The 23,514-nt window shown below is 67.0% G+C and carries 24 protein-coding genes and 1 pseudogene; 13 read left to right on the plus strand and 12 right to left on the minus strand.

All coding sequences use genetic code 11. The features are described from left to right. Window positions 1-29 precede the first annotated feature (29 nt). Window positions 30-1,052, minus strand: a complete 1,023-nt coding sequence (locus ACXN5W_RS22475) for an aldo/keto reductase (protein WP_425689807.1) — start codon at window positions 1,050-1,052, stop codon at window positions 30-32. An 88-nt stretch (window positions 1,053-1,140) separates the two neighbouring features. On the opposite strand from ACXN5W_RS22475, the gene ACXN5W_RS22480 reads away from it, so the two are divergent. Then, window positions 1,141-1,746 carry a TetR/AcrR family transcriptional regulator gene (locus ACXN5W_RS22480; protein ID WP_110567364.1) on the plus strand — a complete coding sequence of 202 codons (606 nt, stop codon included), beginning with the start codon at window positions 1,141-1,143 and terminating at the stop codon, window positions 1,744-1,746. Between the two features lie 559 nt (window positions 1,747-2,305). Here ACXN5W_RS22480 and ACXN5W_RS22485 read toward each other — a convergent pair. The 7 genes and pseudogenes from ACXN5W_RS22485 to ACXN5W_RS22515 form a co-directional block, all read right to left on the minus strand. Beyond that, window positions 2,306-2,422 (minus strand): annotated as a pseudogene (locus ACXN5W_RS22485) (hypothetical protein); the annotation flags it as partial. Between the two features lie 100 nt (window positions 2,423-2,522). After that, window positions 2,523-2,660 (minus strand): hypothetical protein, encoded by a 138-nt coding sequence (locus ACXN5W_RS22490; RefSeq protein ID WP_473160326.1) that lies wholly within the window; start codon window positions 2,658-2,660, stop codon window positions 2,523-2,525. Beyond that, on the minus strand, window positions 2,657-3,601 hold the full coding sequence (locus tag ACXN5W_RS22495; RefSeq protein WP_473160327.1) for a S66 peptidase family protein: 945 nt from the start codon (window positions 3,599-3,601) through the stop codon (window positions 2,657-2,659). The genes ACXN5W_RS22490 and ACXN5W_RS22495 overlap by 4 nt, the downstream gene beginning before the upstream one ends. 130 nt (window positions 3,602-3,731) lie before the next feature. Next, window positions 3,732-4,151: an NUDIX domain-containing protein gene (locus ACXN5W_RS22500; protein WP_473160328.1), complete on the minus strand. Its 420-nt coding sequence runs from the start codon at window positions 4,149-4,151 to the stop codon at window positions 3,732-3,734. Between the two features lie 228 nt (window positions 4,152-4,379). Next, window positions 4,380-5,135 (minus strand): hypothetical protein, encoded by a 756-nt coding sequence (locus tag ACXN5W_RS22505; RefSeq protein ID WP_473160329.1) that lies wholly within the window; start codon window positions 5,133-5,135, stop codon window positions 4,380-4,382. 110 nt (window positions 5,136-5,245) lie between these two features. Then, complete coding sequence (locus tag ACXN5W_RS22510) at window positions 5,246-5,980, minus strand: 5-formyltetrahydrofolate cyclo-ligase (protein ID WP_473160330.1); 735 nt, start codon at window positions 5,978-5,980, stop codon at window positions 5,246-5,248. 10 nt (window positions 5,981-5,990) lie between these two features. Further along, the gene (locus tag ACXN5W_RS22515; RefSeq protein WP_473160331.1) at window positions 5,991-7,265 is read right to left on the minus strand and encodes a helix-turn-helix transcriptional regulator; all 1,275 of its coding nucleotides are present in this window, start codon (window positions 7,263-7,265) and stop codon (window positions 5,991-5,993) included. A gap of 535 nt (window positions 7,266-7,800) precedes the next feature. On the opposite strand from ACXN5W_RS22515, the gene ACXN5W_RS22520 reads away from it, so the two are divergent. After that, complete coding sequence (locus ACXN5W_RS22520; RefSeq protein ID WP_473160332.1) at window positions 7,801-9,939, plus strand: B12-binding domain-containing radical SAM protein; 2,139 nt, start codon at window positions 7,801-7,803, stop codon at window positions 9,937-9,939. Between the two features lie 204 nt (window positions 9,940-10,143). Here ACXN5W_RS22520 and ACXN5W_RS22525 read toward each other — a convergent pair whose 3' ends face one another. Continuing rightward, window positions 10,144-10,926, minus strand: a complete 783-nt coding sequence (locus tag ACXN5W_RS22525) for a transposase family protein (protein WP_473160333.1) — start codon at window positions 10,924-10,926, stop codon at window positions 10,144-10,146. A 125-nt stretch (window positions 10,927-11,051) separates the two neighbouring features. On the opposite strand from ACXN5W_RS22525, the gene ACXN5W_RS22530 reads away from it, so the two are divergent. Continuing rightward, window positions 11,052-11,918 carry an aldo/keto reductase gene (locus tag ACXN5W_RS22530; protein WP_473160334.1) on the plus strand — a complete coding sequence of 289 codons (867 nt, stop codon included), beginning with the start codon at window positions 11,052-11,054 and terminating at the stop codon, window positions 11,916-11,918. Window positions 11,919-11,931: 13 nt separating this feature from the next. Then, a complete protein-coding gene (gene cyaB, locus ACXN5W_RS22535; protein WP_473160335.1) occupies window positions 11,932-12,486 on the plus strand; it encodes a class IV adenylate cyclase in 555 nt (184 codons plus the stop codon). 215 nt (window positions 12,487-12,701) lie between these two features. On the opposite strand, the gene ACXN5W_RS22540 is transcribed toward cyaB, so the two are convergent. Beyond that, a complete protein-coding gene (locus ACXN5W_RS22540) occupies window positions 12,702-13,643 on the minus strand; it encodes an aminoglycoside phosphotransferase family protein (RefSeq protein ID WP_473160336.1) in 942 nt (313 codons plus the stop codon). Further along, window positions 13,640-14,926: a helix-turn-helix transcriptional regulator gene (locus tag ACXN5W_RS22545; protein WP_473160337.1), complete on the minus strand. Its 1,287-nt coding sequence runs from the start codon at window positions 14,924-14,926 to the stop codon at window positions 13,640-13,642. The genes ACXN5W_RS22540 and ACXN5W_RS22545 overlap by 4 nt, the downstream gene beginning before the upstream one ends. Window positions 14,927-15,171: 245 nt before the next feature. Between ACXN5W_RS22545 and ACXN5W_RS22550 the strand changes: the two genes are divergently transcribed. From ACXN5W_RS22550 to ACXN5W_RS22590, 9 genes are all read left to right on the plus strand, one after another. Beyond that, the gene (locus ACXN5W_RS22550; protein ID WP_473160338.1) at window positions 15,172-15,798 is read left to right on the plus strand and encodes a GOLPH3/VPS74 family protein; all 627 of its coding nucleotides are present in this window, start codon (window positions 15,172-15,174) and stop codon (window positions 15,796-15,798) included. Window positions 15,799-15,847: 49 nt separating this feature from the next. Beyond that, window positions 15,848-17,386: an APC family permease gene (locus tag ACXN5W_RS22555; RefSeq protein ID WP_473160339.1), complete on the plus strand. Its 1,539-nt coding sequence runs from the start codon at window positions 15,848-15,850 to the stop codon at window positions 17,384-17,386. Then, on the plus strand, window positions 17,383-18,057 hold the full coding sequence (locus tag ACXN5W_RS22560) for a GNAT family N-acetyltransferase (protein WP_473160340.1): 675 nt from the start codon (window positions 17,383-17,385) through the stop codon (window positions 18,055-18,057). The genes ACXN5W_RS22555 and ACXN5W_RS22560 overlap by 4 nt, the downstream gene beginning before the upstream one ends. Before the next feature lie 5 nt (window positions 18,058-18,062). Then, the gene (locus ACXN5W_RS22565; protein ID WP_473160341.1) at window positions 18,063-18,923 is read left to right on the plus strand and encodes an SAM-dependent methyltransferase; all 861 of its coding nucleotides are present in this window, start codon (window positions 18,063-18,065) and stop codon (window positions 18,921-18,923) included. Between the two features lie 39 nt (window positions 18,924-18,962). Then, complete coding sequence (locus ACXN5W_RS22570) at window positions 18,963-19,277, plus strand: hypothetical protein (protein ID WP_473160342.1); 315 nt, start codon at window positions 18,963-18,965, stop codon at window positions 19,275-19,277. 59 nt (window positions 19,278-19,336) lie between these two features. Beyond that, window positions 19,337-19,459, plus strand: coding sequence for a hypothetical protein (locus ACXN5W_RS22575; protein WP_473160343.1), 123 nt, complete (start codon window positions 19,337-19,339; stop codon window positions 19,457-19,459). A gap of 119 nt (window positions 19,460-19,578) precedes the next feature. Next, complete coding sequence (locus ACXN5W_RS22580) at window positions 19,579-20,469, plus strand: S1 family peptidase (protein ID WP_473160344.1); 891 nt, start codon at window positions 19,579-19,581, stop codon at window positions 20,467-20,469. A gap of 120 nt (window positions 20,470-20,589) precedes the next feature. Continuing rightward, a complete protein-coding gene (locus tag ACXN5W_RS22585; protein ID WP_473160345.1) occupies window positions 20,590-20,940 on the plus strand; it encodes a hypothetical protein in 351 nt (116 codons plus the stop codon). Between the two features lie 28 nt (window positions 20,941-20,968). Next, window positions 20,969-21,928, plus strand: a complete 960-nt coding sequence (locus ACXN5W_RS22590) for a hypothetical protein (protein ID WP_473160346.1) — start codon at window positions 20,969-20,971, stop codon at window positions 21,926-21,928. 224 nt (window positions 21,929-22,152) lie between these two features. Here the strand turns inward: ACXN5W_RS22590 and ACXN5W_RS22595 are convergent, their stop codons facing one another. Beyond that, a complete protein-coding gene (locus ACXN5W_RS22595; RefSeq protein ID WP_473160347.1) occupies window positions 22,153-22,482 on the minus strand; it encodes a hypothetical protein in 330 nt (109 codons plus the stop codon). Window positions 22,483-23,514 lie beyond the last annotated feature (1,032 nt).

The raw sequence follows: 23,514 nt of genomic DNA on the forward strand, positions 1-23,514 counted from the left end.
GCTGGTCCAGTAGCGGTGGTGTCCGTTTTTCAGGCAGCGCTGCGTTCGCCGGCCGGTCGGCGACGTAGGGCCGGGTCCAGGACTGGCGGGGGCACGTAGGCCTGGTCGAGGCGGGTGACGTCGGTGCCGGGCGGAACGATCTCGTCGATCCGGTCGAGGATGTCGTCGGTGAGCGCGACGCCGATGCCCCTGAGTAGGTCGTCGAGGTGTTCCATGGTGCGCGCGCCGAGCAGTGTGCTGGTGACGCCCGGGTGCGCGATGGTGAAGGCCATGGCGAGGTGGGTCAGCGGCAGGCCGGCCTCGTCGGCGAGCGGGATGAGTTGTTCGACGATGTCGATGCGGCGCTCGTCGCTGAGGTGTTTGAAGTAGCGCGCGCGGCTCAGGTCGTTCTGCTGACCTTTGCGGACGCGGCCGGTGAGCATCCCCTGCCCGAGCGGGCCCCACACCAGGGTGCCGAGGCCGTAGCGCTGCGCTGCCGGCAGTACGTCGTTCTCGATGCCGCGGTTGAGGATCGAGTACGGTAGCTGCTCGGTGCGGAAGCGTGCCAGCCCGTGCCGTTGGGAAAGCCACTGGGTATCGACGATGTCGATGGCCGGCGTGTTGGACGATCCGATCGCCCGCACCTTGCCGGTGCGGATCAGGTCGGTGAGCGCGGAGAGCGTTTCCTCGATGTCCGTGTCTGGGTCCAGCTTGTGCACCTGGTAGAGGTCGATGTGGTCGGTCTGTAGGCGACGCAGCGAGTTCTCGACCGCGGTCATGATCCAGCGTCGGGAGGTGCCCTGCTGGTTGGGGTCGGTGCCGGTCGGCCTGCCGAACTTGGTGGCGAGCACGACGGTGTCCCGCCGCCCTTTGAGCGCCCGGCCCACGACCTCCTCCGAGTCGCCGTAGACGTCGGAGGTGTCGATGAGGTTGATGCCGGAGTCGAGCGCCTTGTGGATCACTTGGATCGAGTCCTCCGGGTCGGAGTTGCCTACCGACGTGGCGAACATCAGCGCGCCGAGTGCGTACGGGCTGACCTTGATGCCGGTCCGGCCCAGGGTGCGGTACTGCATGAGCGTCTCCTGGCGGTATGGTGAGTGAAGCGGAATCTCTTTCCGGAACTATACGGAAAGCTTTTCCGGAAAGGCAAGGAGGACTACCGTGTCCAACGACACCACCGGTTCGAGAACGGGCGCGAGCGCACCGCGCCGGATTCGCACCGACGCGCGCCGCAACGTCGAGGCGCTGCTGGATGCAGCGAAGACGGTCTTCGGCACGTCGGGCGTCGACGCGCCAGCGAAGGAGATCACCGATCTGGCCGGTGTCGGCGTCGGCACCCTCTACCGGCATTTCCCGCAACGCTCCGACCTAATCAAGGCAGTGATCGAGCGCGAGATCGACGCCTGCGCCGATGCGGCGCCCGCACTGGCCGCCGAGCACCCGCCGGGCATCGCCCTCGCGAGGTGGCTCGAACGGCTCGCCGCGTTCGTCGTGACCAAACGCGGGTTCGCCGCGGCGCTGCATTCCGGCGATCCGGCGTTCGACGGCCTCTCCGGCTACCTGATGGAGAAGCTGGGACCAGCGCTGGGGTCGTTGCTCGATGCCGCGACTGCGGCCGACGAAATCCGGGCCGTGGTTAGCTCGCAGGACCTTCTCTACGCGGTCGCGAAACTGTGCGCACCCCTACCGGACGAGGAGCCGGACTACGGCCGCCGCATGGTCGCGCTCCTCGTCGATGGACTACGGTCCATCGACACCCAGCGCTGACCTAACTCGTCATAACGCATGGCGGATCCGGAGCCGCGGCCGGACACAGTGCCCAGCCGCCCACCCGACTCCCGATGGTTGAGCCGCTTACCGACCGGCATTGCGTGCAGCGTTGTGCGTTCACTCCCGCAGGCGGTCGCAATCGCCCTCAACTCGGCAGATCCGGACGCCGCCGGGTCGACAAACATGACTAACTGGACGTTTGCTTCGTCTTCGCCCCGGTAACGGTCGATCTGCGTCTCGGGCCTCGACGGCGCAAGGTGCCCGACCTGACCGGGAAAGGGCGCATCCCGGTCGATTGAACCCTGACCGGAATCAGAGCATTCCGCCCTGCGATCGTGTCTGATTCACTTTTACCCCGACGTCGACGGACATGAAGTCCGCCGCGCTCACGTCCTCGCGCCGTACGCCTGAGTCATGACCGCACGGCGAGCCTATCCGTCCGACCTGTCCGACGCCCGATGGGCCCTGATCGCACCCCGCCATAGATCTGCCCGTCGTGCTCCAGCAGAGTGTCTCCACCGGTCGTGCTCAGTGGTGCTGGGACGGGCCGGCCCCGATCGGCCAGCGCCCGGGTCGCGGCATGCTGGCGGCGGGCGGCAGCGGCGTCGATGTCCAGGACCTGCTTCACCGCGAACGTCCCGCCCGCGGCCGTCACCCGCCAGTTGCGGTTCATCAAACCCGCGGCATTGACCTCGACCTGTTGCACCGCGCCAAGCCCGAACGCCGCAGCCCCCGTGTCAAGGGCACGGGCATCGCTGAGGTCATCAGGAACATCAGCCCCTTTGGTCACCACGGTCTATTCCTACCGTCCTGTCGCCGTCGCGAACCCACGGATGGATCAGGTAGGTCTCCAGCGCGTAGGTGAAGTCGACGTGGGTGTCCAGGTCGAGGACAAGGTCGTGGACGCTCATCGGGCCTCGATCAGGTCGTCGCGGTAGCGCAGGACTGGGCTGTCGTCGCCGAGGTGCAACTCGATTGCACCGCCGATCGGCAGCGGGATCTTGTGGGGGGTGTGCCCGAACTCGACGTTGGTGATCACTGGGAAGGTTCCGCCGACGCATCGCACGATCAGGTCGTCCCAGGTCTGGTCGGGCGCGTCTCCCCGGCTGGTGTCGACAGGCGTGCCGATGACGAGCGCGGCGATCTGGTCGAACACGCCGGCCAATCTCAGGTGGGTGAGGGCGGCGTCGATGTCCACCCAGCCGACGAAGACGTCTTCGAGGATCAGGATGGCGCCGTCGAGGTCGGGTAGGTAGTCGGTTCCGACCAGGGCGCGGATGGTGCCGAGGTGCCCGCCGACGACCGGGCCCGCAACGGTGGCGCCCGCGCCGCGCACGATCCTCCAGTCCTTGCCGTGCACTTCCCGGCCGGTGAGGCCGTTGGTGATGGCATTGAAGAAGGCGGTGGCGGTTTCGTCGTGTACCGGGTGTTGGAAGAAGTCGTACCCGGAGGGGCCGTGCAGGGTGAGTAGGCCGGTGCGGGCGTGGATGGCGTTGAGCAGGATGGAGGGGTCGGACATGCCGGTCAGGATGGTGGGGTTGGCGGTGATGGCGTCGTAGTCGAGCAGGGGTAGCAGGTGCGCCGCGCCTTTGCCGCCGGTGGCGGGAACGATGAGCCGCACGTCGGGGTCGGTGAAGGCGGCATTGAGGTCAGCGGCGCGTTGCTCGGCCGGGCCGGCGAGGTACCCGGTAGCGGCTCGGCAGCTCGGGTAGGTGCGCACCTCGTACCCGCGACTGTGCAGGTAGCTGACGAGCCGATCAAGGTCGTCGTTGCTCACCGGGGAGGAGGTGGCGACCACTGCCACGGTGGAACCGGGTGGCGCGGCTGGAGGCCGGATCGTGGTAGGCGCCATCCTTGCTCCTCCATCAACCAGCGCAGTGCATCGGCGAAGGCTTCGGTCCGATCGATCGTGTCGGTCACCGGCCTGACGCTGGAACCCGACACACAACCTGACCATTCAAAATCTGTAATCGCTGGCAGCGTCACCGACGCCGGGCGGTGATTCGCCGTAAGCAGTCAGAGGATACGAAGTCGCACAGCACTGGTCTGGCATTATCGGCCAGATCAAGGCTCGGCACTCTGTCTGCCGGCACGAAGCGCATTGCCCGTCCCTCACCCACCACGATGTCTTCCGGGTTGGCGTTGGTGGCCGCGCAGTAAACGTAGGCGGTGAGCCGCCGGTCGGCGGTGGTGCCGGACCAGAAGAGGGTCAGTTCTGCGTCGATGGCCAGGCCGGTCTCCTCGTGTAGCTCCCGGCGCGCGGCGTCTTCTGGTGCTTCGCCCGGATTGACGAGCCCACCTGGGATGCCCCAGCGGTTCGCGTCTGTCGGCGCGCGTTCGTCGCGCAGCTGCAACAGTACGGAGCCATCTCGGCGCACGAGCAAGATCCCTGCGGCCTGCATGCCTCGATCTTCCCAGGTGGCACGGGAATTTTGGTCAGGGCACTTCCGGGAGTTGCTGGGTGGCCGTTCTTGGATGGCGCCGATGACCGTAGATGTGGCCCGGTGCTGGCGGATCGCTGCCGCCAAAGCTAGGGCAGCGGTTGTGGTGGACGGGGTGGGTGCGCGGGAGGTACGGGCTGGTACGTAGCGGTGTGCTCTCTGCGTCTCCTCGTGGAGTTGTCGCCGGTCCTATGGGATGGCGGCGGTTGCTGACGAGGTCATGATGGTCTCTGTCGGCATGTCGTTGCCGATGGCGGTGATGAGCATGCTGTGTGAGGTGCCGTCAGGCGATGAGGATGTTTCGGCCTGTATAGCCCATGCGGCGAGTTCGAACGTTGGTGGTGGCGACCATGCCCACAGCACACGGGCCGAGATGATCTCGGCAGGCGCAAGGCTGCGCCAGGTTTGGAAGCTGTGGGTGCGCCAGATCAGCAGGGGTATGTCCCGGTCGGGTCCGGATCGTTCGGCGCCGTCGCCGAGGAGTTTCAGGGTGGCGGTTACGGTGTCGGTGAGGGTGTTGCGTACGGGGACGCCGTGGGTTTCGGCGCCGCGGCGTAGGTAGTGGATGCTGACCGCGTCGGGTGGTAGGCCGAGGACGACTCGGCCGGAGGTTTCGGTGCGTCCGTATTCGATGTTCGTGTTCAGGCCGGGGAGGTCGGGCATGCGGCGTGGTATCCAGAAGAGGATGACGTCGACGATGGCCATCCAGCGTTCCTCCCAGTTTTGGGAGATGTAGCCGGGTTGTGGTCGGTGGCGGTCGCGGGCTTCGGGGACGAACACGACGAGGGTGCCGGCGGCGGTCCAGCCGTCGGCGAGCAGGCGCAGCGTCTCGGGTCGCCATGAGGGTGCGTCGGGGTCGCGGGGCATCGGTCCTGCGATGAACACCGATGCCTGCCAGGTGTTGGGTGGTTCCTCGCCGGCGTATACGACGACGGTTTGCCCCACGGGTGGTCTCCCTTGTGTTAGGTGCTCAGAGCTGGATGCCGACACGTTCACAAAGGCCGCCCAGGTCCGCCCATCCGAAGCCGCCCAGGGGTAGCCCGGTCCGCTGAGGGTCAGTCCACTTGCCGGACTTGGGCGAGGGCGGGGATAGTTCGTAGCTGCTCTGCCTGGAGCTTGTCGGTCATAATGCCGGCCGGTCGTGCTCGGATGGGCGGGAAGGCCAAAGTCTCGGTCGGCGTGACAGCGAGATCGACGCTGAAGTCGTGATCGGCGTGGGGCAGGGTGTCGTCGACGAGTTGCAGTTCGTGGATGGTAGTCGCGATGGTGGTGTTTTCGGTGATGAGACCGGCGTCGGTGAGGAGGGCCAATTCGAGGTCGGAATAGCCGGCGCCCTTGCCGATCCGTACGCCGTCGTGTCGGCTGATGGCGACACTTCCACAGACGACCAGGTCTATCGGAGGCATCTCCTGCGGTGCGACTAGAGGAGCGACGTCCGCCGCGCCCGTACTGGTGGCGGCGATATCGAAGGGCGCGGTGAGGGCTGCGGGATCGAGCAGATAGAACGGTTCGGCTGTGGCGAGTTTCGGTACCGCCATGTAGAGCAGCTTGCCTTCTTGGAGTGCCCGTACGCGCACCGGCAGTTGGGCCCGATCGGGGTTGCACTTGATGACGAGGGCGCTTTTCCACACGTCGAGCCTCGCTAGCCGCGCTGCGGCTTGTTCCTTGCCGGCAAAGTCGGGGATATGACCGTATACGCCGGTCGGGGCGGCGTTGTTGCGTTCGAGTAGATCCCAGGCGCGATGGCGGACTGTGTGCTTTGCGTGGTCGGGGTCGCTGGGTCGGGTCACGCTGCAACTCCTACCTGGTCATGATGGTGAAAAGCCGATCGTTGACGTCCTGGACGGCTGGTTCGGCGCGCCATGGACGTAGTTGCCGGGCTGCGGTGAAGGCCAGGTTGAGGCCACCACCGGCGCGGGTCGGCTCGATCACGTTGATGGCTTGGTGCAGGTACGAGGTGGCCGCCTCAACATCACGGCGGAGGATGCTGGCCAGGGCGAGGTTTCCGAGAATCACCGCGGTGGACTTCCGCTGTGCCTCGCTGAGCCTCCGGGCGTCCTGCAACGCCGTGATCGCCTTGTCTGGCTTGTTGAGGAACAGCCAGCAGGACCCTTCGAGCCGTGCGTAGTGGCTGGGGGCGGAGAGGACACCGGCCGGATCACCCTTGTCAATCGCACTGAGATGCGCCTCGGCGGTGCCGAGTGCGGTGGAGCAGTCTCGGTCGTGTCCCAGCAGCGCGTGTGCCTCGGCGTGGTGTAGGTGGGCAAGGCCGGCGATGACGTGGCTGTCGCCGCGGCTGACGTGCGCGGCGCGGCTGGTGAGCGCGAGGCCCTCGGTGGGTTGCTTGGTTCCGTAGAGGGCGAGGAAGCTCTGCCGCAGCAGCGCGTTGCCCTCGATGACGACGTTCCGCGTTTCCTGGGCGGCCTTGATCGCCTGGTCGAAGTACGCTGCGCTGGCGGCATGATCGCGGCGTTGGGAGGCATCCCAGACGAGCTGACCCATTAGGGTCGCGGACTCGCCGACGGCTGTTGCCAACTCGCGTTGAAGCACTCCGCTGTTGGCATGCTGGCGCAGGAAGATGGTCTGACCGTGTAGCTGCCCGGCGTCGGCGAGCAGGAGCGTCGAGGGCGTGTGATCGTAGCGTTCGTCGAGATGCTGGACACGCTCCCGCAGGTAGGCGACGGTGACCAGGTCGACCCGACGCGGATGGCGTAATACGTATTCAAGACGTTCATCCGGTCGTGATGGTGGCTGGCCGACGTCGGCCAGAAGATCGGCCAGTTCCTCGACCGAGACTCTGAGCGCTGCGGCCAGACGAGGCCGGTGCCAGGGCTGCGGGTCCGTCTCCGCCCGCTCCCACCGAACGATGGTGGATCGGTCGACGCCAAGCTTCTCGGCCAGCCGTTCCTGGCTCAGCCCAATCGCCTTCCGGCGCTGCGCCAACCGGTGCCGCTTGCCCGCCACGTGCCGCTCCTTCCGCAGCGGATGGTCACTCCATTCATCCAGCTCCCGGATCACAGCGCAACGGGGATGCGCCACTTCTGCGTAGTTGCCGCGCTGGAGGCCCACCGCCATCCACGGTTGTGTAGGGGCATGGCACGGTGCGGTGGGCGGATAGCACCAAGCGGCGCGGCAATCCGCCGCTTTCACTGCCTGCCCGCCCCGGCGCCAATCCAACTCCCGAAGGTGACGGAGAGACCTGGTGAGTATGGCCAGCAAGATCCATCCTGCCCATGCCGGCAACGATGATCCCGGCGAGAATCCGCCAGCCCAGAGACCGGGCCGAGCGGCCTCATCTATCGGACCAGAGCGCGGGCAGGCAACCCGGCAAGCGCTCCCGTCAGCCATCGCCTCAACTATTCCGGCCGAGGGCCGGCCGTGACGGTGTCCGTCTCGCCCAACGCGGTGATCGGTGCGGCACAGCAAGACCGGCGATGACCAGTGACGGCACGCTTCGCCGGTTCCTCGGCTGGCCCGCCCAGCATCACAGCGTAGGCGGTTCCACCACCCGAGGCTGACCGGCCGTCGTCCCAGTTCCCTTCTTCCCACCTCTGCCAGGCAGGGGTGGCGCACGCCTGTGCCCAAACCTTGTTCGTCCCGGAGGTGTTCCATGCGTGATCTGGTGCCGTCCGTCCATGACCGGTTGTTGTACGCGTGCGCACACGCCACCGGTTCCATCCCGTCCCATCGGGAGCCGCTGGCGTCGGTCCCACTGGAGGACCCAAACGCCCTGCGCGCCGCACTCAGCTTGGCGGTCGGGCAGGAGCGGACAATGGTGGTGACCGGGCCGTTGGATCGGCGGCTGGTCCTCATTCAGCGACCATCAGGGTCGTGGACGGCGGCTGATCTGTCCGGCCAGCCGCACCGCAACCGGGTCTGGCCGGCCTGGACCGACGATCGACTGAAGGTGGCCGATCCGGACAGTTGGCTGTCCACCGCGCAGATCACTGCGGAGGGCCAGCGACGGTTGTTGCGGCCGAGGCTGCTGCTGGCGTCGCTGTATCACCCGGAGCATTTCCCGCTGCCCCGGTTTCCGCTGGCGATCTCCGATCTGGCCCGGGCGGCCCGGTCGACCCTGCTCGGTCGGGTCGAGCTGATGGACATGCAGCTCGGGTTCGGGTTGGACGACGTCATCGACCGGGTCCGCGACGGGGTGGAGGTGCTGGGCGTGTCGGTGACGTTCGGCCAGCATGACCTGGCCGTCCGCCTGTTAGACGCCGTTATGGCCCTTGACCGGCCGCCCCTGGTGGTCGCGGGCGGTTCGTTGACCGTCCGCAACGAGCGGATTCTGCTCGGCCGCTACCCGAACCTGCTCATCTGCCGGGGAGCGGGAGAACCGACCATCACCGACGTACTGGCCCACTGGCACGGTGACCTGGACATCGGGCAGATCCGTGGTGTCGGGTTCCGACACACCACACAGGCGCGCACCGTGCTACCGATCAGCCTTCCGCACCGGACCGCGATCGTGGCGAACCGCTCGCAGGACGACGTGTGGCCGGAGCTGGATCTGCTCGACCGCACCTTCGCCCACCGCGGGGTGGCCCAGTTGGAATCGTCACGGGGCTGCACCAACTACTGCTCGTTCTGCCCCCGGGGCCACAAGGGGCAATGGGCGGGAGCGCGGCCCGACGCGCTGCCCTGGCTCCTGCGCCAGATCGGCGCGGTGTTCGACCGGCACCCGAACCTGAATCGGACGATCTACCTGGTCGATGAGGAGTTCATCGGACGTGGCGACGACGCGGCCAGCCGCGCGCTGCAGGTCGCGGACACCCTCGCTCAAGCGGGCTTCCAGTGGGAGACCAGTTGCCGGGTCGACCAGGTCGTCCGGCCCGACCGGGACCGGGACTGGCACATCGAACGCGGTCACCTGTGGCGCGGCCTGGTCGAGCGGAAACTGCGGCGCTGCCTGTTCGGCGTCGAGTCCGGAGTGACCTCAATCCTGGAACGCTTCAACAAGGAGACCACCGGTGAGCAGAACGCCCTGGCCATCCGCACCCTCACCGCGCTGGGCGTGCCACCACGATTCACCTACATCACCTTCGACCAGTTGATGACGGCGGCCGAGCTGTGGCAGACGTACGCCTTCCAGGGCCGCACCGACCTGCTACTGCGGCCCCAACCCGAGCTGAGCGTGGCCGAGATCGTCGACGGGGTCCACGACGAGCAGTGGGTAGCTGCCCACACCACCAGGCGGCCCTTCTACACCGGCATCAGCTATCTGCTCGTCGGCATGGAATGCCTGATCGGGGCCGCGTATACCCGGCGCGCCGAAGCAGCTGGACTCACCGGGCGGGCGGACCCGTCGATGGGACGGGTCGAGGCCCGCTACGCGGACTGGCGAATCGGCGTTCTCGCTCACCGCGCTCAGTTGTGGATCGACCGGAACTTCGCGCTGGACTACACCCTCAAGTCGTTGGAGAAGATCCTCGCCGGACGGCCGTACACCCTGGTTCGCAACCTGCGGCGGCTGCTAAAGGACGCCGCCTACCGCCTCCTCGGCGCGATGCTCGACGAACTTGCCCCCACCGACCCGCACGCCGCCGACCACGGTGACCTCGACGCGCGGTGCCGGGCAGCGGCCGACGCCCTCCTGGTCCAACTGCGTGCCGACCTGGAACCGGTCGTCGCCACCGTCGCCGTCGCCCTGCCCGACGACCGGCGGGACATCCTCCGGCACGAACACCGCCGGTGGGCCACCCCGCGCGACTGGCAGCTGATCAACGCCGCCGACCCCTGCGGCATCTGAGCGGACCAATCCAATGAGCCTCCTGCCGCGCCGCCACATCAACGGCCTCAACACCGACGTCTCCGTCATCGCAGCTGGCTGCTGGACCATCGGCGGCCCCGCCACCAACCGAGGCACCCCGATCGGCTGGGACAGCGTCGACCCTGAGGCCGCCTTCGCCGGCCTCGTACACGCCCTCGAACGAGGCGTCACCTTGAGCCATTTTCATCGTGCGTGGCGGTTGGTTTCGACGTGGTGCAGGACGAGGATGGCCTGCACGATCGCGGTGGTTCGGCGGGGGCAGCAGCGCAGCTTGACCAGGATCTTCCAGGTCTTGAGCGTGGCGATCGCTCGTTCTCCACGGGCGCGGATCTTCGCGTGGGCCCGGTTTACGGCCTTCTGCCTGGATGACAACTTCGGCCGGAAGCGGTGCCGCTTGAACGGGGTGCGGACGCTGCCGTGGACGCCCTGGTAGCCCTTGTCTGCGAAGGTCATCACGTCCGAGCTGGCCAGGGCTTCGATGATGCCGTGGCTGTGGGCGGCGGTCAGGTCGTGTGTCGAACCGGGCAGGGCCGGTGATGCCCACACGAGCCGGCCGGCCGGGTCCGCGATGACCTGCACGTTCACGCCGTGGCGTTTGTGCTTGCCGCTGTAGTAGGGCTTCTGTTCGGCGACCCGGTCGATCGGGATCAGCGTGCCGTCCAGGATCGCGTACGCCAGCAGCCGGATGCGTCGCATCGCGGTTTCCAGGTCGTCGGCTGCCGATCTGAGCAGGGTTATCGCTTCCTGGACGTAGCGCCAGGCGGTGGCGACGCCGATTGCGAAGCCGGCCGCGAGTCGGGTGTAGGTGTCGCCGTTACGCAGATGGGCCAGGGCCAGCAGCGCCTGCCGGCCTGGGTCGAGGCGCCGCCACCGGGATCGGCGCTGCTTGCGGTGGCCGCGGATGCGTTCGGCGAGGTGGTTCAGGGTGCGGCTGGACAACGGAATCGTGGCGGGGTAGGACAGCATGGCGAGGCTCCCGGTCGGGGCTTCGAGTCTTGGTCGACAGCTGTCCTACCTGGAGCCTCGCACCCATCGATCACCGGTACTGCCACACCCACCCTGACCTGCACGATCAGCTTGGAAAAGGTTCCTTGTACGACACCGCCGACGTCTACGGCCTGGGCCAGTCCGAGCGCCTACTGGGCCGGCTCCTGCGCCGCACCGCACGCCACGACCTGACCATCTCCAGCAAAGTCGGCCACTTCGCAGGCACCGCCCGCCACGCCTACCACCCCGTACAGATGCGCGCCCAACTCGCCACCACCCTGGACAACCTCGGCACCGACCACCTCGACATCTACTTCCTCCACAGCGACGACTTCGGCCCCAACCACCGATACCTTGCCGACGCGGCCGACCTCATGCGCACCTGGCGCCGCCAAGGGGTCATCCGAGCAGTCGGCATGCGCGCACCGCACCGGTTCGCCGAGGAATGGGCCGCCACCGACGGGCCGCAGACGGCCGAGGCCCGTCGCTGGCTGCACCTGTACAAGCAGGTACGCCCCAACGTGCTCACCGCCCGCTACAACCTGCTCAGCCCGCCCTACGCCGCCCATGAAACCGACATCTTCCGCTTCGCACGGCGCAACGGGATCGGGATCCTGATCAAACAGGTCCTCGGGCAGGGCCTCCTACTACGCAGCGGCCCCGATCCCGACCAGCGGCGATACAGCGCGGCAGACCACCGCAGCACCGATCCGGCCTTCACCCCCGACCACCGCCGGCAGCTCCACGCCCGCCTCGTGCCCCTGCGCGACCGGTACGGACACAGACCCGCCGACATGGCGCGACTCTGCGTGCAGTACGCCCTGCACCACGCCCCCGACGCCGCGATCCTCACCGGCTTCCGCGACGCCAACCAGCTCGACACCATCCTGGACAGCCTCGACCGACCACTCCAGGCCGACGACATCGCTCAAATCCGCGCCGTGCTCCACGCCAACCCGCACACCGACTGATAGGAACGACACCGTGCGCTACATCGAGGTCGAAAAGAAATACGCGCTGCCCGACGCCCAGGTCCTCAGGGGCAGGCTCGCTGAACTCGGCGCGAAACCCGCCGAGCCCACCCGACAGGTCGACGCCTACTACAACGCCCCGCACCGGGACTTCCTCGCCCCGGAGGTGATCTCGGAATGGCTGCGGATCCGCACCGAAGACCACGGAGCGTCGATCAACTTCAAGCGCTGGCACCCGGTCGACGCCATCGTGAAGACCCACGCCGACGAGTACGAGACCCGCGTCGGGGACGCCGAGGCCGTCCGCCTGCTGCTGGAATCGCTGGACTTCCAGCCCCTGGTGACGGTCGACAAGACCCGCGAAGCGTGGACCCTGCCGGACATCGAAACCGTCATCGACCACGTCGTGGACGCCGGTGACTTCGTCGAGTTCGAGTTCAAGGGCGACGCCACCGACGTCAGCGACGCGACGCGACGGCTGGAGGCGTTCATCGCCTCCCTCGGGGTCGAACTCGGCCAGCAGATCAACAAGGGCTACCCGCACATCCTCCTCGGCCGCGACCACTGACCCTGTTCCTCACCTGCCGCCCACTCGGGGCTCCTGCAACTCAGTCCTTCCTGCGTGATCTCGCTGACCGGTACTTCCGCCCCGGAAGCCTCTCCTGACGTGAGAGGCTTCCGGTGTACGGGCGAACCTGATCATCTAATTGCCGGATATTCAGATGCGCGTAGGCCGTAAGTGACCTGTTCGACTGCGGTTGTCGTGCGAATCCTGCCGAGGCGCTACGACGCATCCCGAGCATCGTCCTGGGACCGTCGAGGGAGGTCACCGAACGCGGTCCATCGTGTGCTGTTGTCGCCGTTGCGGATGGTGGCCAGACGGAGCTGGAACTCTTCGGTTACGCCTGGGCCGCTGGCTAACAGCGGCACGGCGGCGGCGATCATTTTTAGCTCACGTGCTTCTCGTAGTAGGTGCCAGGCTGGATCCTGGGTGATGTCGTACCCGTAGGCGGCGGCCAGTTTCCTGTGCCCGCCCGTCGCGCCGAAACGACCTTCGTTTGTTGGCGCCGGGACGAGGTCGACTTGCCAGGGTCCGATGCAGCTTGCATCGAAGTCGCACATCAGTACCCGGCCAGCCGCGTCACGCAGGAGGTTTCCCTCGTGTGCGTCACCATGTACGAGGCTCGGTTCGACGGTTGCCGCGAACTCCTGCAAGCGTGGTTCGATCCGTTCGCACCAGGCGAGCAGATAATCTCGGTCGTCATCGGCCAGTCCCTCAGCATCGTCGAGACGACTCCGAGCGTCGCCGATCGGATCCCATTTCGGCAGCTCGAAGGGAGGCAGGCCGAGGGCGTGGAACGTGCGCAGCGTGATTCCTAGATCGCTGGCGTCGGGCGCCGGTTCGTGGGGTTGGACGTAGCGCCACACGGTGGCGAGTAGGTCTCCGTCGGCGATGGGCTGCTCCATGCCCGCGGCGAGTCGGATCGTTGGCGCGTCGACTTGTTCGAACCAGGCACCGAGTGCGGCGACCTTGTGCACCCGTGCGTGTAGTCGGTGGGTGCGGGTGATGCGTACCACGAGCCCTGCGGCCGGTAGTGCGAACACGGCGTTGTTGGTCAGCCGCAACAGCTGTGCGTCGGCGTCGGCGACGCACAGCTGGTCGGCGAGGCGCGCGAGGGTTTGCCGCATCGCCACCTCGCTGAATCGACCGTCTCTGCGCGTCATGCGGCCGGGACCGGTCGTGGCAAGGATCGTACGAACTCGGTGACTTCTGGTATATGCATGTGCTGGGCGGCGTCGCGGTGAAGGTTGGCAATCCGCTCGATCACTCGTGGCGAGGTCAGCGTTGCTGCTTGGTGCCTGGCCGTGTTGCCGGCTTCTAGCGCGAGCTCGGGCGCGTCTGCCAGGAAGTACGCACTGGCCAGGCCGACCTGGTTGAGGACGGTGCTACGTGCGTTCTGCGGGCCGAAGGCTTGAATCGCGTCGTTGACCCAGCACACTGCCTCGCCACCACGTCGGCGATCTGCGCGTGCCCAGTCTCGGTAGACCCGACCATATTGGGCGAGCAATTCTCCTTTATCGAAGTAGCTCAGCCACTCAGGCTCCTTGAGTTGGTCAACCTCTGCGAATGCTTCGCTGGAACGCCCTAGCGCCCGTTGTGCGCCCTCCCAGTCGCCGAGTGCGGCTCGAGATGCCGCCTCGGCTCCGCGGAGGATGGCGGTGAGCGCAGGTGTCGCGTCGAGTTGGTGATGCGCGGCACGGAGGATCTCCAAGGCGTCGTGGTTGTGACGCAGGTGCTGCATCTGTCTCGCCTGCCCGTAACGCACATGGGCGACCAGTCGGCTGTCGCCGGCTTCGGTCGCGAGGCGTTCGGCGGCAGCGAAGTGCCGTTGGGCCTCGCTGTGTCGTGTGGCGTCGAAGGCGGTCCAGCCAGCCAGGTCCCTTGCGTTGGCGACCGCGCTCAGCAGCTGCGGACGTACTGAGTCGCTGATCACGTGATGTAGCAGCACCGACGCGGACTCCGCGAACCGGCCGACATCGTCGACGAGACTGCCGCCTCCAAACTCCTGATCCGCAGAGCGGTACAGACTGATGAGCGCGGTTAGACGCGAGACGTCGCTAGGTCCGATCCGTCGCCGCGGCCCTTGGCCTGCGCTGAGAATCCCGGCTGCGGCGGTAACGACGGCCAGACCGCTCAATAGTGATCGGCGGCGTACCTGCGGTGCTTCTGGATCCTCGTCATTTCTGTAAGCGTCCCGTGGCCAGTCCGCACTCGATTTGCCACTGTCGAAGATCGTGCCCGCCTCGTTCAGTAGTTCGGCAAGATCCTCGATTGTCAGCTTGAGCGCTCCAGCGAGACGCGGTCGGTGCCAGGGCTGCGGATCGGTGGCTCCCCGCTCCCAACGCACGATGGTCGAGCGGTCGACACCGAGCGCGGCGGCAAGTTGTTCCTGGCTCAGTCCCATGGCCTTGCGGCGCTGTGCCAATCGGTGTCGACGTGTGCCCACCAGTGCGACCTCCCCCAGACCCGCTGATCGTAACTGATTTATCCGTCTGGGCAGCTCATGTCCCCTCGTGCAACGGGGATGCCCCACTTTTGCGCCATTGCCGCTCTGGGAACCGCTGTGTCAAACCGGTTTTGTGGACATAGGCGGTGCGACGGATTGCAGCTGTCGCATTTCGCTCGTGGCCGCAATTCCAGCCGTGGCTTCAGGTGTGGTCAGCCGGTGTAGGTCTGGAGGGAGGGGACTACGTGCATCCGCTTGCTGACGATCTTTTTCGACTGATTCATCACGACGGTTCGGGCCGGCGGCGTGTGAGTGGTCGGGCGGCGGGGCTTGGGTTGGCGGCGGCGTTGTTGGCCGAGTTGGTGTGGGGCGCGAAGGTCACTGTCGAGGGTGGGGTGCTGCGGGTGGTCGATCCGCGCCCGCCGGGTGATGCCTTGGCTCACGCGGTGCTCGACCAGCTGGTTGGTGACCCGGAGAACCGCGATCTGCGGGTGTGGTTGGAGTTTTTCAGCCGGGATGCGTACGAGCGGGTGGCGCAGCGGTTGTGGTGGGCGGGGCATGTTCGCCAGGAAACCCGTGGCCTGTTGCGAAGCAACGTGGTGTGGGTGCCGATGGACGTCAACGCTGCTTTCCTTCCATGGTGGCGGTTGTCGACGCTGCTTCGGGATGGCAAGCCGGCGGATCACGGCGACAGGTTCCTCGCCGGACTGGCCGCAGCGACCGGTCTCGACAACGCCTTACTGCAAGATGCGCCGCCGTCTGCCCGGGGCTACCTGGACCACCTTGCTGGCACGGTGTGGCCGCCGCTGAGGGAACTGTTGGCGCATACCCAGGCCGCCGTCGGTGACGCAGTCCTTCATTACCGCAAGTGACCTGCGCCTTCGCATCGAGAAATTCGACACTCTGTTGGAGGAACTGGTGATGTCTGTGTCCACCTCATCGGCCCGGTCAAGTCCGGTCGCGAGCCTGGCCGCTGACCGACTCGGAGTTGCCGCGGTGGTGTTCTTCGTGATGTCGGCTGCGACTCCGTTGACGGTGGTGGCGGGTGTGGTGACCACGGGCTACGCCACGACGGGCCTGACCGGCATCCCTCTCGCTTTCGTCCTCGTCGGGCTGCTGCTGGCGTTGTTTTCGGTGGGGTATGTGGCGATGGCCCGGCAGATGGCCAACGCGGGTGCCTTCTACTCGTACATCGCCCAGGGTCTGGGTCGCCCGGTCGCTGTTGGTGGGGCGTGGATAGCGCTGTTGGCCTACAACGCCCTGCAGGTTGGTCTGTATGGGGCGGTGGGGGTGGCCGCCCAGCCGGTGCTCGCCCAGTGGACGGGGGTAGCGGTGCCGTGGTGGTTGATCGCCGTGGTGGCGTGGGCGGTGACCGCCGTCCTCGGGGTCTTGCGGGTGGATGTGAACGGCCTGGTGTTGGCGGTGCTGCTCGTCGCGGAGGTGGCGGTCATCCTGGTCTACGACCTGGCCGACCTCACCCATCCCGCCGGTGGACACATCACGGTGACGGTGTTGTCGCCGGGCAACCTGATCGGTCCGGGTGTGGGCGCGGTCCTCGCTCTGGCGGTGCTCGGCTTCGTGGGTTTCGAGTCGGCGGTGGTGTTCTCGGAGGAGGCGCGGGATCCGCGTCGGACGGTGCCGGTGGCCACGTACGTGTCGGTGGGGTTGATCGCCTGCTTGTACGGGCTGTCAGCGTGGGCGATGACCGTCGGCACCGGCCCCGACCAGATTGTGGACGCCTCCCGCACGGACGGCCCGGAACTGATCTTCCACCTCGCCGCAGGGCACCTGGGTCAGGTGATGGTGGACATCGGGCGGGTGTTGTTCGTGACCTCCATCCTCGCCGCCCTGATCAGTTTCCATAACACGACCGCCCGGTACATGTTCGCCCTCGGCCGCGAACACGTCCTGCCCGCTGGTCTGGGTCGCACCTCCCGGCGTAGTGGGGCACCGCGGACCGCATCACTGTGGCAGAGCCTGATCGGCCTGGCCGTGATCATCGTCTACGCGGTCGAGGGCTGGGACCCTCTCGTGCAGTTGTTCTTCTGGGCCGGCACGTCCGGTGGTCTCGGGGTGTTGTTCCTGATCACCACCACCTCGGTCGCGGTGCTGGTGTTCTTCCGCCGCCACCCGCACGGGGAGACCCGGTGGCGGCGGGTGACCGCCCCCATCGCGGCAACCGTCCTCCTGGTCGCCGTGGCGGTGCTGGCCGTGCACAACTTCGGCACCCTGCTCGGCGTGCCCGCCGGCCACCCCCTGGCCTGGGTCATCCCCGTCACGTATCTGGTCGCCGCTGTGGCCGGGACCGGGTGGGGACTGCTGCTGCGTGCCCGCCGACCGCACGTGTACGCCACGATCGGCCTCGGCGCGAAAGCCGCCACCGCCCGCCTCGACCTACCCACACCCCGCCAACCGGGCAACGTCCGACCCCACTGGGCCAGCCGAAGGATCGGCCGGTGACCGGGCCCCTGACCCGGCCGGTGAACCTGCCGCCGGTGATATCTGCCGGCTGGGGGGAGACCACGGCCGTCGCCGCCCTGATCGCCGAGGCACTCGCCCCGTCGCCAGTCGCGGGATGGCTGGTACCCAACCCGGCCGCCCGCCCCCGAGTGCTACGGGACCTGGCCAGCATGTGGGTCGAATACGCCCTGGCCTACGGGCAGATCGACCTCCTGGATGACCGGTCGGCCTCCACTATCTGGATCCACCGTCACCGCCCGGTACCGCCCTACCAGTACCACCAACGCCTGACCACCATCACCGGCCCGTGGGCCAGCCGAGTCCACCGCCTGGACGCCCTCCTGGACGACCACCACCCGAACGGTCAACACCACCACCTGGCGTTCCTCGCCGTCGCCCCCGCGTCACAGAGGCAGGGACGTGGTAGTGCGCTGCTCGCCCACCATCTCCGGCGCCTCGACGAGCACGGAATGCCGTCCTACCTGTGCGCCGACAGCCCGCGGAGCCGCGACTTCTTCCAGTGGCACGGCTACCTACCCCGCCAACCGTTCGCCCTGCCGGACGGCACCCGGTTGTGGCCCATGCGCCGCTATCCGGCAACCCGACCCCGCTCGCCCACCCTTCCGGCTGACGCCCGCCTCTGCGCACGCCACCCTCAGCCGAAGGATTGAATCCGGTGACCTCACCTCTTGCCCAGCCACCGCACACCCCATCCCGGCCCATCCCCATCGAGCGGCCCACCGTTGACACGTCCCGGGCGCATCCGGCCCGCCGCTACGACTACTGGCTCGGCGGCAAAGACCACTTCGTCGCCGACCGAGAATCCGGCGATGCCATCGCCGAGGCGTTCCCCACGGTCCGCACCGCCGCGATCGAGAACCGGCGGTTCCTACTGCGGGCCGTCACCTGGCTGGCCGCCGAGGCGGGTATCCGGCAGTTCCTGGACATCGGTTCCGGGATCCCCACCAGCCCCGCCGTCCACGAGCTGGCGCAACGTATCGCCCCGGCGGCCCGGGTTGTGTACGTCGATGCAGACCCCATGGTCATCGCCCACGGACGCGCCCGAACCACCAGCAGCCCCCAGGGCACGGTCACCCATCTACAGGCCGACCTCCGCCACCCCCACACCATCCTCACCAACCCACTGCTGTCGGCCACCCTCGACCTCACCCAACCCGTCGCCGTACTCCTGAGCGCCGTCCTGCACTTCATCCCCGACCACCATCAACCAGCCCGGATCATCACCCGCCTCAGCAACGCCCTGGCCCCGGGCAGCTACTTCGCGGTGTCCCACGCCACCCTCGACCCCCTCTCACCCAACACCGCACACCGCATCACCACCCTGTTCGCCGCCGACTCGGCGCACGGTGTCTTCCAGCCCCGCAGCCGCGACGAGATCGCCGCGCTACTCGGCGGCCTGCCACTGGTCGCGCCGGGTCTGGTTCCCATCATCCAGTGGCGTCCCGACCAGCCACCCCAGCCGCAGGCGTCGACCGCCGACACCGCCATGTACGGGGCCCTCGCCCGAGTTCCGTAGCGATCCGCCTCACCAGCCAATCTCGCCCAGGGGACATCGATGACGCACACCAACGACCACACACCCACCCCCGGCGATCTCACCCCGGCGGTGAAACAGCTGGCTGACCACGAGCCTCACAGTCCCGCCCTGATCGTCCGCACCCCAACCGGCCAATACCTGGTCAGTCCCAGCGGATTCGGCGAAGGACCCCAAAACCAGTACGTGATCTCCCGCAGCCAACTCGGCGCACTCATGTGGGAGCACGGCTACCGACGCGAAGACCTCACCGACCCGCAACAAGCCGCCAAACTCGCCGCACTCGTGGCTGCGTTCCGGCCATCCCACCAACGCCACAGCCACAGCCCACCATGACCGGTCGGCCCGCGCACCACCCCCGCCCACCCCTACCCGAACCTTGGACCAAAGCACCGGTGCTGTTCCTGCTCATCCCCCTCGCCATCCTGCTGGCGACACCCGAGTCCTGGCTGCGGCCCCTCATCGACACCCTCCACGCCGCACTCCCGATCCTGCTCCACGTCCCCACCACCCTGTAACCCCTCGCGACAGGGTTTGTGGCCCGTCGCCACCTGACCGTGCCCCCCAACCCCGAGGGGCCGATGACACCCGGCACCACCCGGTGGCGGGCCCAACGCACCATCAATGAAAGGGATCCATGAAACACCTGTTCACCCGCTCGACTTTCGCGGCGATCACCCTCGCCGGACTGCTCGCCGCAACGGCCAGCCCGGCTGCCGCGATCATCGACGGACACGACGCCACCCGCCTCTACCCGGGTATTGCGAGCCTGGGAATCGTGTTCCCGGAAGGCACCGCCCTGTGCGGTGGCAGTCTCATCGCCCCCCGTTGGGTCCTGACCGCCGCGCACTGCGTCTCCGACGACGCCGCCGCGCCCACCCCGGTTCCCATGCCCGGTACCACCATCACCGCCCGGGTCGGCAGCCTCGACCGCACCACCGGCGGCCAGGTCGTCACCGGGAAGAAGGTGTACCTGAACTCCGGCTGGGACTGGGGCGCGGACGGATCCACCAAACCCGTCTCTGACCTGGCCCTGGTGGAACTCGATCGACCGGTCCGGGCTCCCCTGATGCCGCTGGCCGACTACCGTACCCCCGAACAGGGCCGTTTGCGGCTGGTTGGCTGGGGTTTGACCCAATACCCCCCAACGCCCGACAGCATCCCGCCGGACATCCTGCAGCAACGCGACACCACCCGACTGCCCGACGAAGCCTGCACCGACGGATTCATCAGCACCGGTGACATCTGCGTCGGCCCCGGCTCCTACTACGGCGACTCCGGCAGCCCCGCCCTCAAACGCACCCCCACCGGCTGGGCCGCCACCGGCATCGCCAGCCGCGAAACCAACCCAGACGACCCCGCCCACGCACCCACCGTCTACACCAACTTCACGTACCCACCGTTCCGGGCCTGGATCCACGACACGATCACCGGAACCCTCCGACCCCCGGCCCACCGACACCCGGCCACGATCGCAACGGTGAACACCGACCTGACCAACACACTCAAGATCAAAGACTTCGAGTAGGCCAGTGACCGGCCGGTCCGGCCCCGCACCCCGCCGCACGACGGGCGGAGCCGGACCGGCCACCCACACCCCGAAAGACACGCAACCGGTCCAGTGGAAGGCCGCCCGGTGAAACAAACGATGGCGCAACTCCAGGACGGCCACACGCCGCCCTGGGCGCGGGCGCTCCAGCATCTGACGATCCTGGCCGCCCTCGCCGGTATGGCACTGGTGTCGGTCCTGTCGGCGGCGGTGTTCGCGATGGCCAGCGACGCCTGCAATCCCGGCGACACCACCGCCATCTGCACCACCCACGGCCAACAGATCGCGGCGGCAGCACCCCTCTACGGCGGCCTGGGCGGCGCCGCGCTGGCCGCCTTCACCACCTACATCTGGCCCCGCACGCATCGCCTCGCCTGCACCGCGATCGGCGTCACGATCGCCCTCGCCAGCTGGTTAACCGGCTACGGGATCGCCCTCACCGGCCAATAACCCGGACGAGAAAGACCAGGACACCAGCATGACGCGCATCCCGGTGGCACTGTTCAACATCCAGTCCGGCTGTTTACGCCAAGGCGGTAACGGATACGACTTCGAGCGCCTTCAACGGGCCGCCGCCCACCTCACCGAACCACCCGCACTGTGGCTCCTCAACGAAGCAAAACAATGGCGAGCCGACGCCAACCATGGTCTGCACGGCGCCGCCGAAGCCCTGTCCGACACCCTCGGCGTCCCGTATACCGGCCTCCTGGGCACCAGCGACCGCGGATCCATCCCACCCGCCATCGCCTACGACTCGAACCAGCTCGTCCTGCGTTCCTGGTGGAACCCCGACGACCCCTACTCCTACCTAGACAAGCTCAACGTCGCCCGATTTGCCATCCGCAACAGCGCTCCCACCGCCGAACACCGCACCGAATTCCTCGCCTGGGTCGCACACTGGCACCCCGACTCCGCCACCATCCGCCAACAGGAAGCAACCCACATAGCCCGATACGGCCACCGCACCCACCTGCCCGTCATCGGCGGCGGAGACCTCAACAACACCGCCTCCGGACCCCACCTACCCCAATACAACTGGACCCTCGCCAACCACCAACGCCGCACCGCCGAAGCCCACCAACTACCCGACGGAACCTGGACCACCAACACCGACGCCGTCGACCACCTCATCGGACCCTGGGATACCCACCACCACAAACGAATCGGCGGCAGCGGCTACCACGCCATCGCCGAACTCGCCTGGCAAGCCGGCATCACAGACGCGCTGGTGCCCACCGTCAACACCCTCGATTCCGGCGGCGCCGTCATCAAAGACTGGCTACTGGTCAACCCCACAATGCTCCCGTACGTCGACCCCGACAGCTACCACGTCCACATCCCACCCGACGACCCCACCAACTGGCCATCCGACCACCGACTCATCACTGCCACACTCGACTTCGCCCAACCCAGCCCTCCGCACGGCCAGCAATCATGAAAACCCAAACAAACCGCTCGGCACCACTCCACCATGGCAGCGGTGGCTGTGACGACACGTCCGCCACAGCCACCGCAGAGTTCGCTCATTGTGACGCCCTCGCCACCGCACGGGGCGTCACAACAATGCCAGTCGGGTAGGCAGCCGGGCACTATGCTGGTCACGAGGAGTGGCGCGCGCCAGCAACCAGACAGCCCGAGCCGGTCACAGGATCACACCTTGCGTCAGGGTAAGTGACGGATCCCGTAATTCTCGCCATCAAACAGGATGGCCGGCAGGCCACTCGATCTTTGGTCTTTCAAAATCTGCTCAAGGATACGGCGGAACCGCTCGACCGCACCATCTGCGTTGTCTCCCTCCGCGAGCACCCTAATGAGAATGGAGGCGCTGCTTCCTTCGATTGATACTGCGGTATCGGTGATTCCAGACTCCTCTTCTTCGAAGTCAAGAAGCCTTTCCACGAGCCATGCTGCCTGCATTCGCAAGTCTTCCGCAGACACGGGTTTCCGCTCGAGGTCGCAGACGGTAGCTCGTACGTGAACGTGCGCGAACATGTCTGCTTCCGGCCTCCTTTACACCCGGTCTGGCATGGAAGATTGTCAGCCCACTCGATCAACTCTAGTGCGTAGCCCGCCGGATCCTTGAACCTCTCCCCGACAAAATGGCTGTGAGCCTTATAACAAGGGCATGTAACACAATAAAAGCGCTTTCCCGCCGCTGTCCTGCTACCCACCTTTCGAGGGCTGCGCTTCCCCGTGGTGATCTCGAATCCCCTCTCGTGGAGTCTGGCGAAGGCCCGGTCGATCTCCTCGTTGGGGTGCCTTGGATAGCTCCTGGGGTGACTCACTCGTCCTCCATCGCGTATTGGACCTCCCCTCTAACGAACGACAGCCCGAAGCGTTACGTGGCCGGCGGCCACGAATGGTTACCCATCTTGGTTCGAGATAGCGTCCTGCAATATTCCGGGCCGGATCGCACACCATGTGCGACTCATGAACGGCAGTCACATTGACGACAACTACGCTGCGTATTCTTGCTGGTAAAGCGTATACCGCAGCTTTCCCTCTGCTCTCGGAGCGGCAGGATTCGCCCGTCCGCAGGTCATCATCGCGTCGCGCCATGTGGTGTCCGCGAGTAGGATTCGATGACATCCGCTTCACCTGCGGCGGCGGCGTTGCGGACGGTGCTGGCAGGTATCAAGGTTATGCGGCCTGGCATTGCGGCAGCTCGCTGCCGGGCTGGAGCGCGTACGCGAAGCGGACCATGCGCTCGCTACGGCGGCCGAGGCAATCGGTGAGTACGAGCGGCGCTTCGGTGAGTCCGGGTGAGCCTTGGCCGCATCGCCGGGTGCGGCGATGCCGGCGGCTTCGGTGGCGGACGCCGGTCGCCGCCTACCGGCGCGATCGGGTCGGGCACTCACGACCAGCGTTTCGATGGTGAGCAAATTGGCCCCACGGCCACACGAGGTAGCACAGACGCGGCAGTGCTGGACGCGATGAACCGACTCTGCGCGGCGTGAGCGCATCCGTCCCCTACGAAATGGTGTTCTACCTACCCGACCGGTTCGACCACTCGGCCGACCCGAT

The organism is Plantactinospora sp. A48, assembly GCF_055793945.1.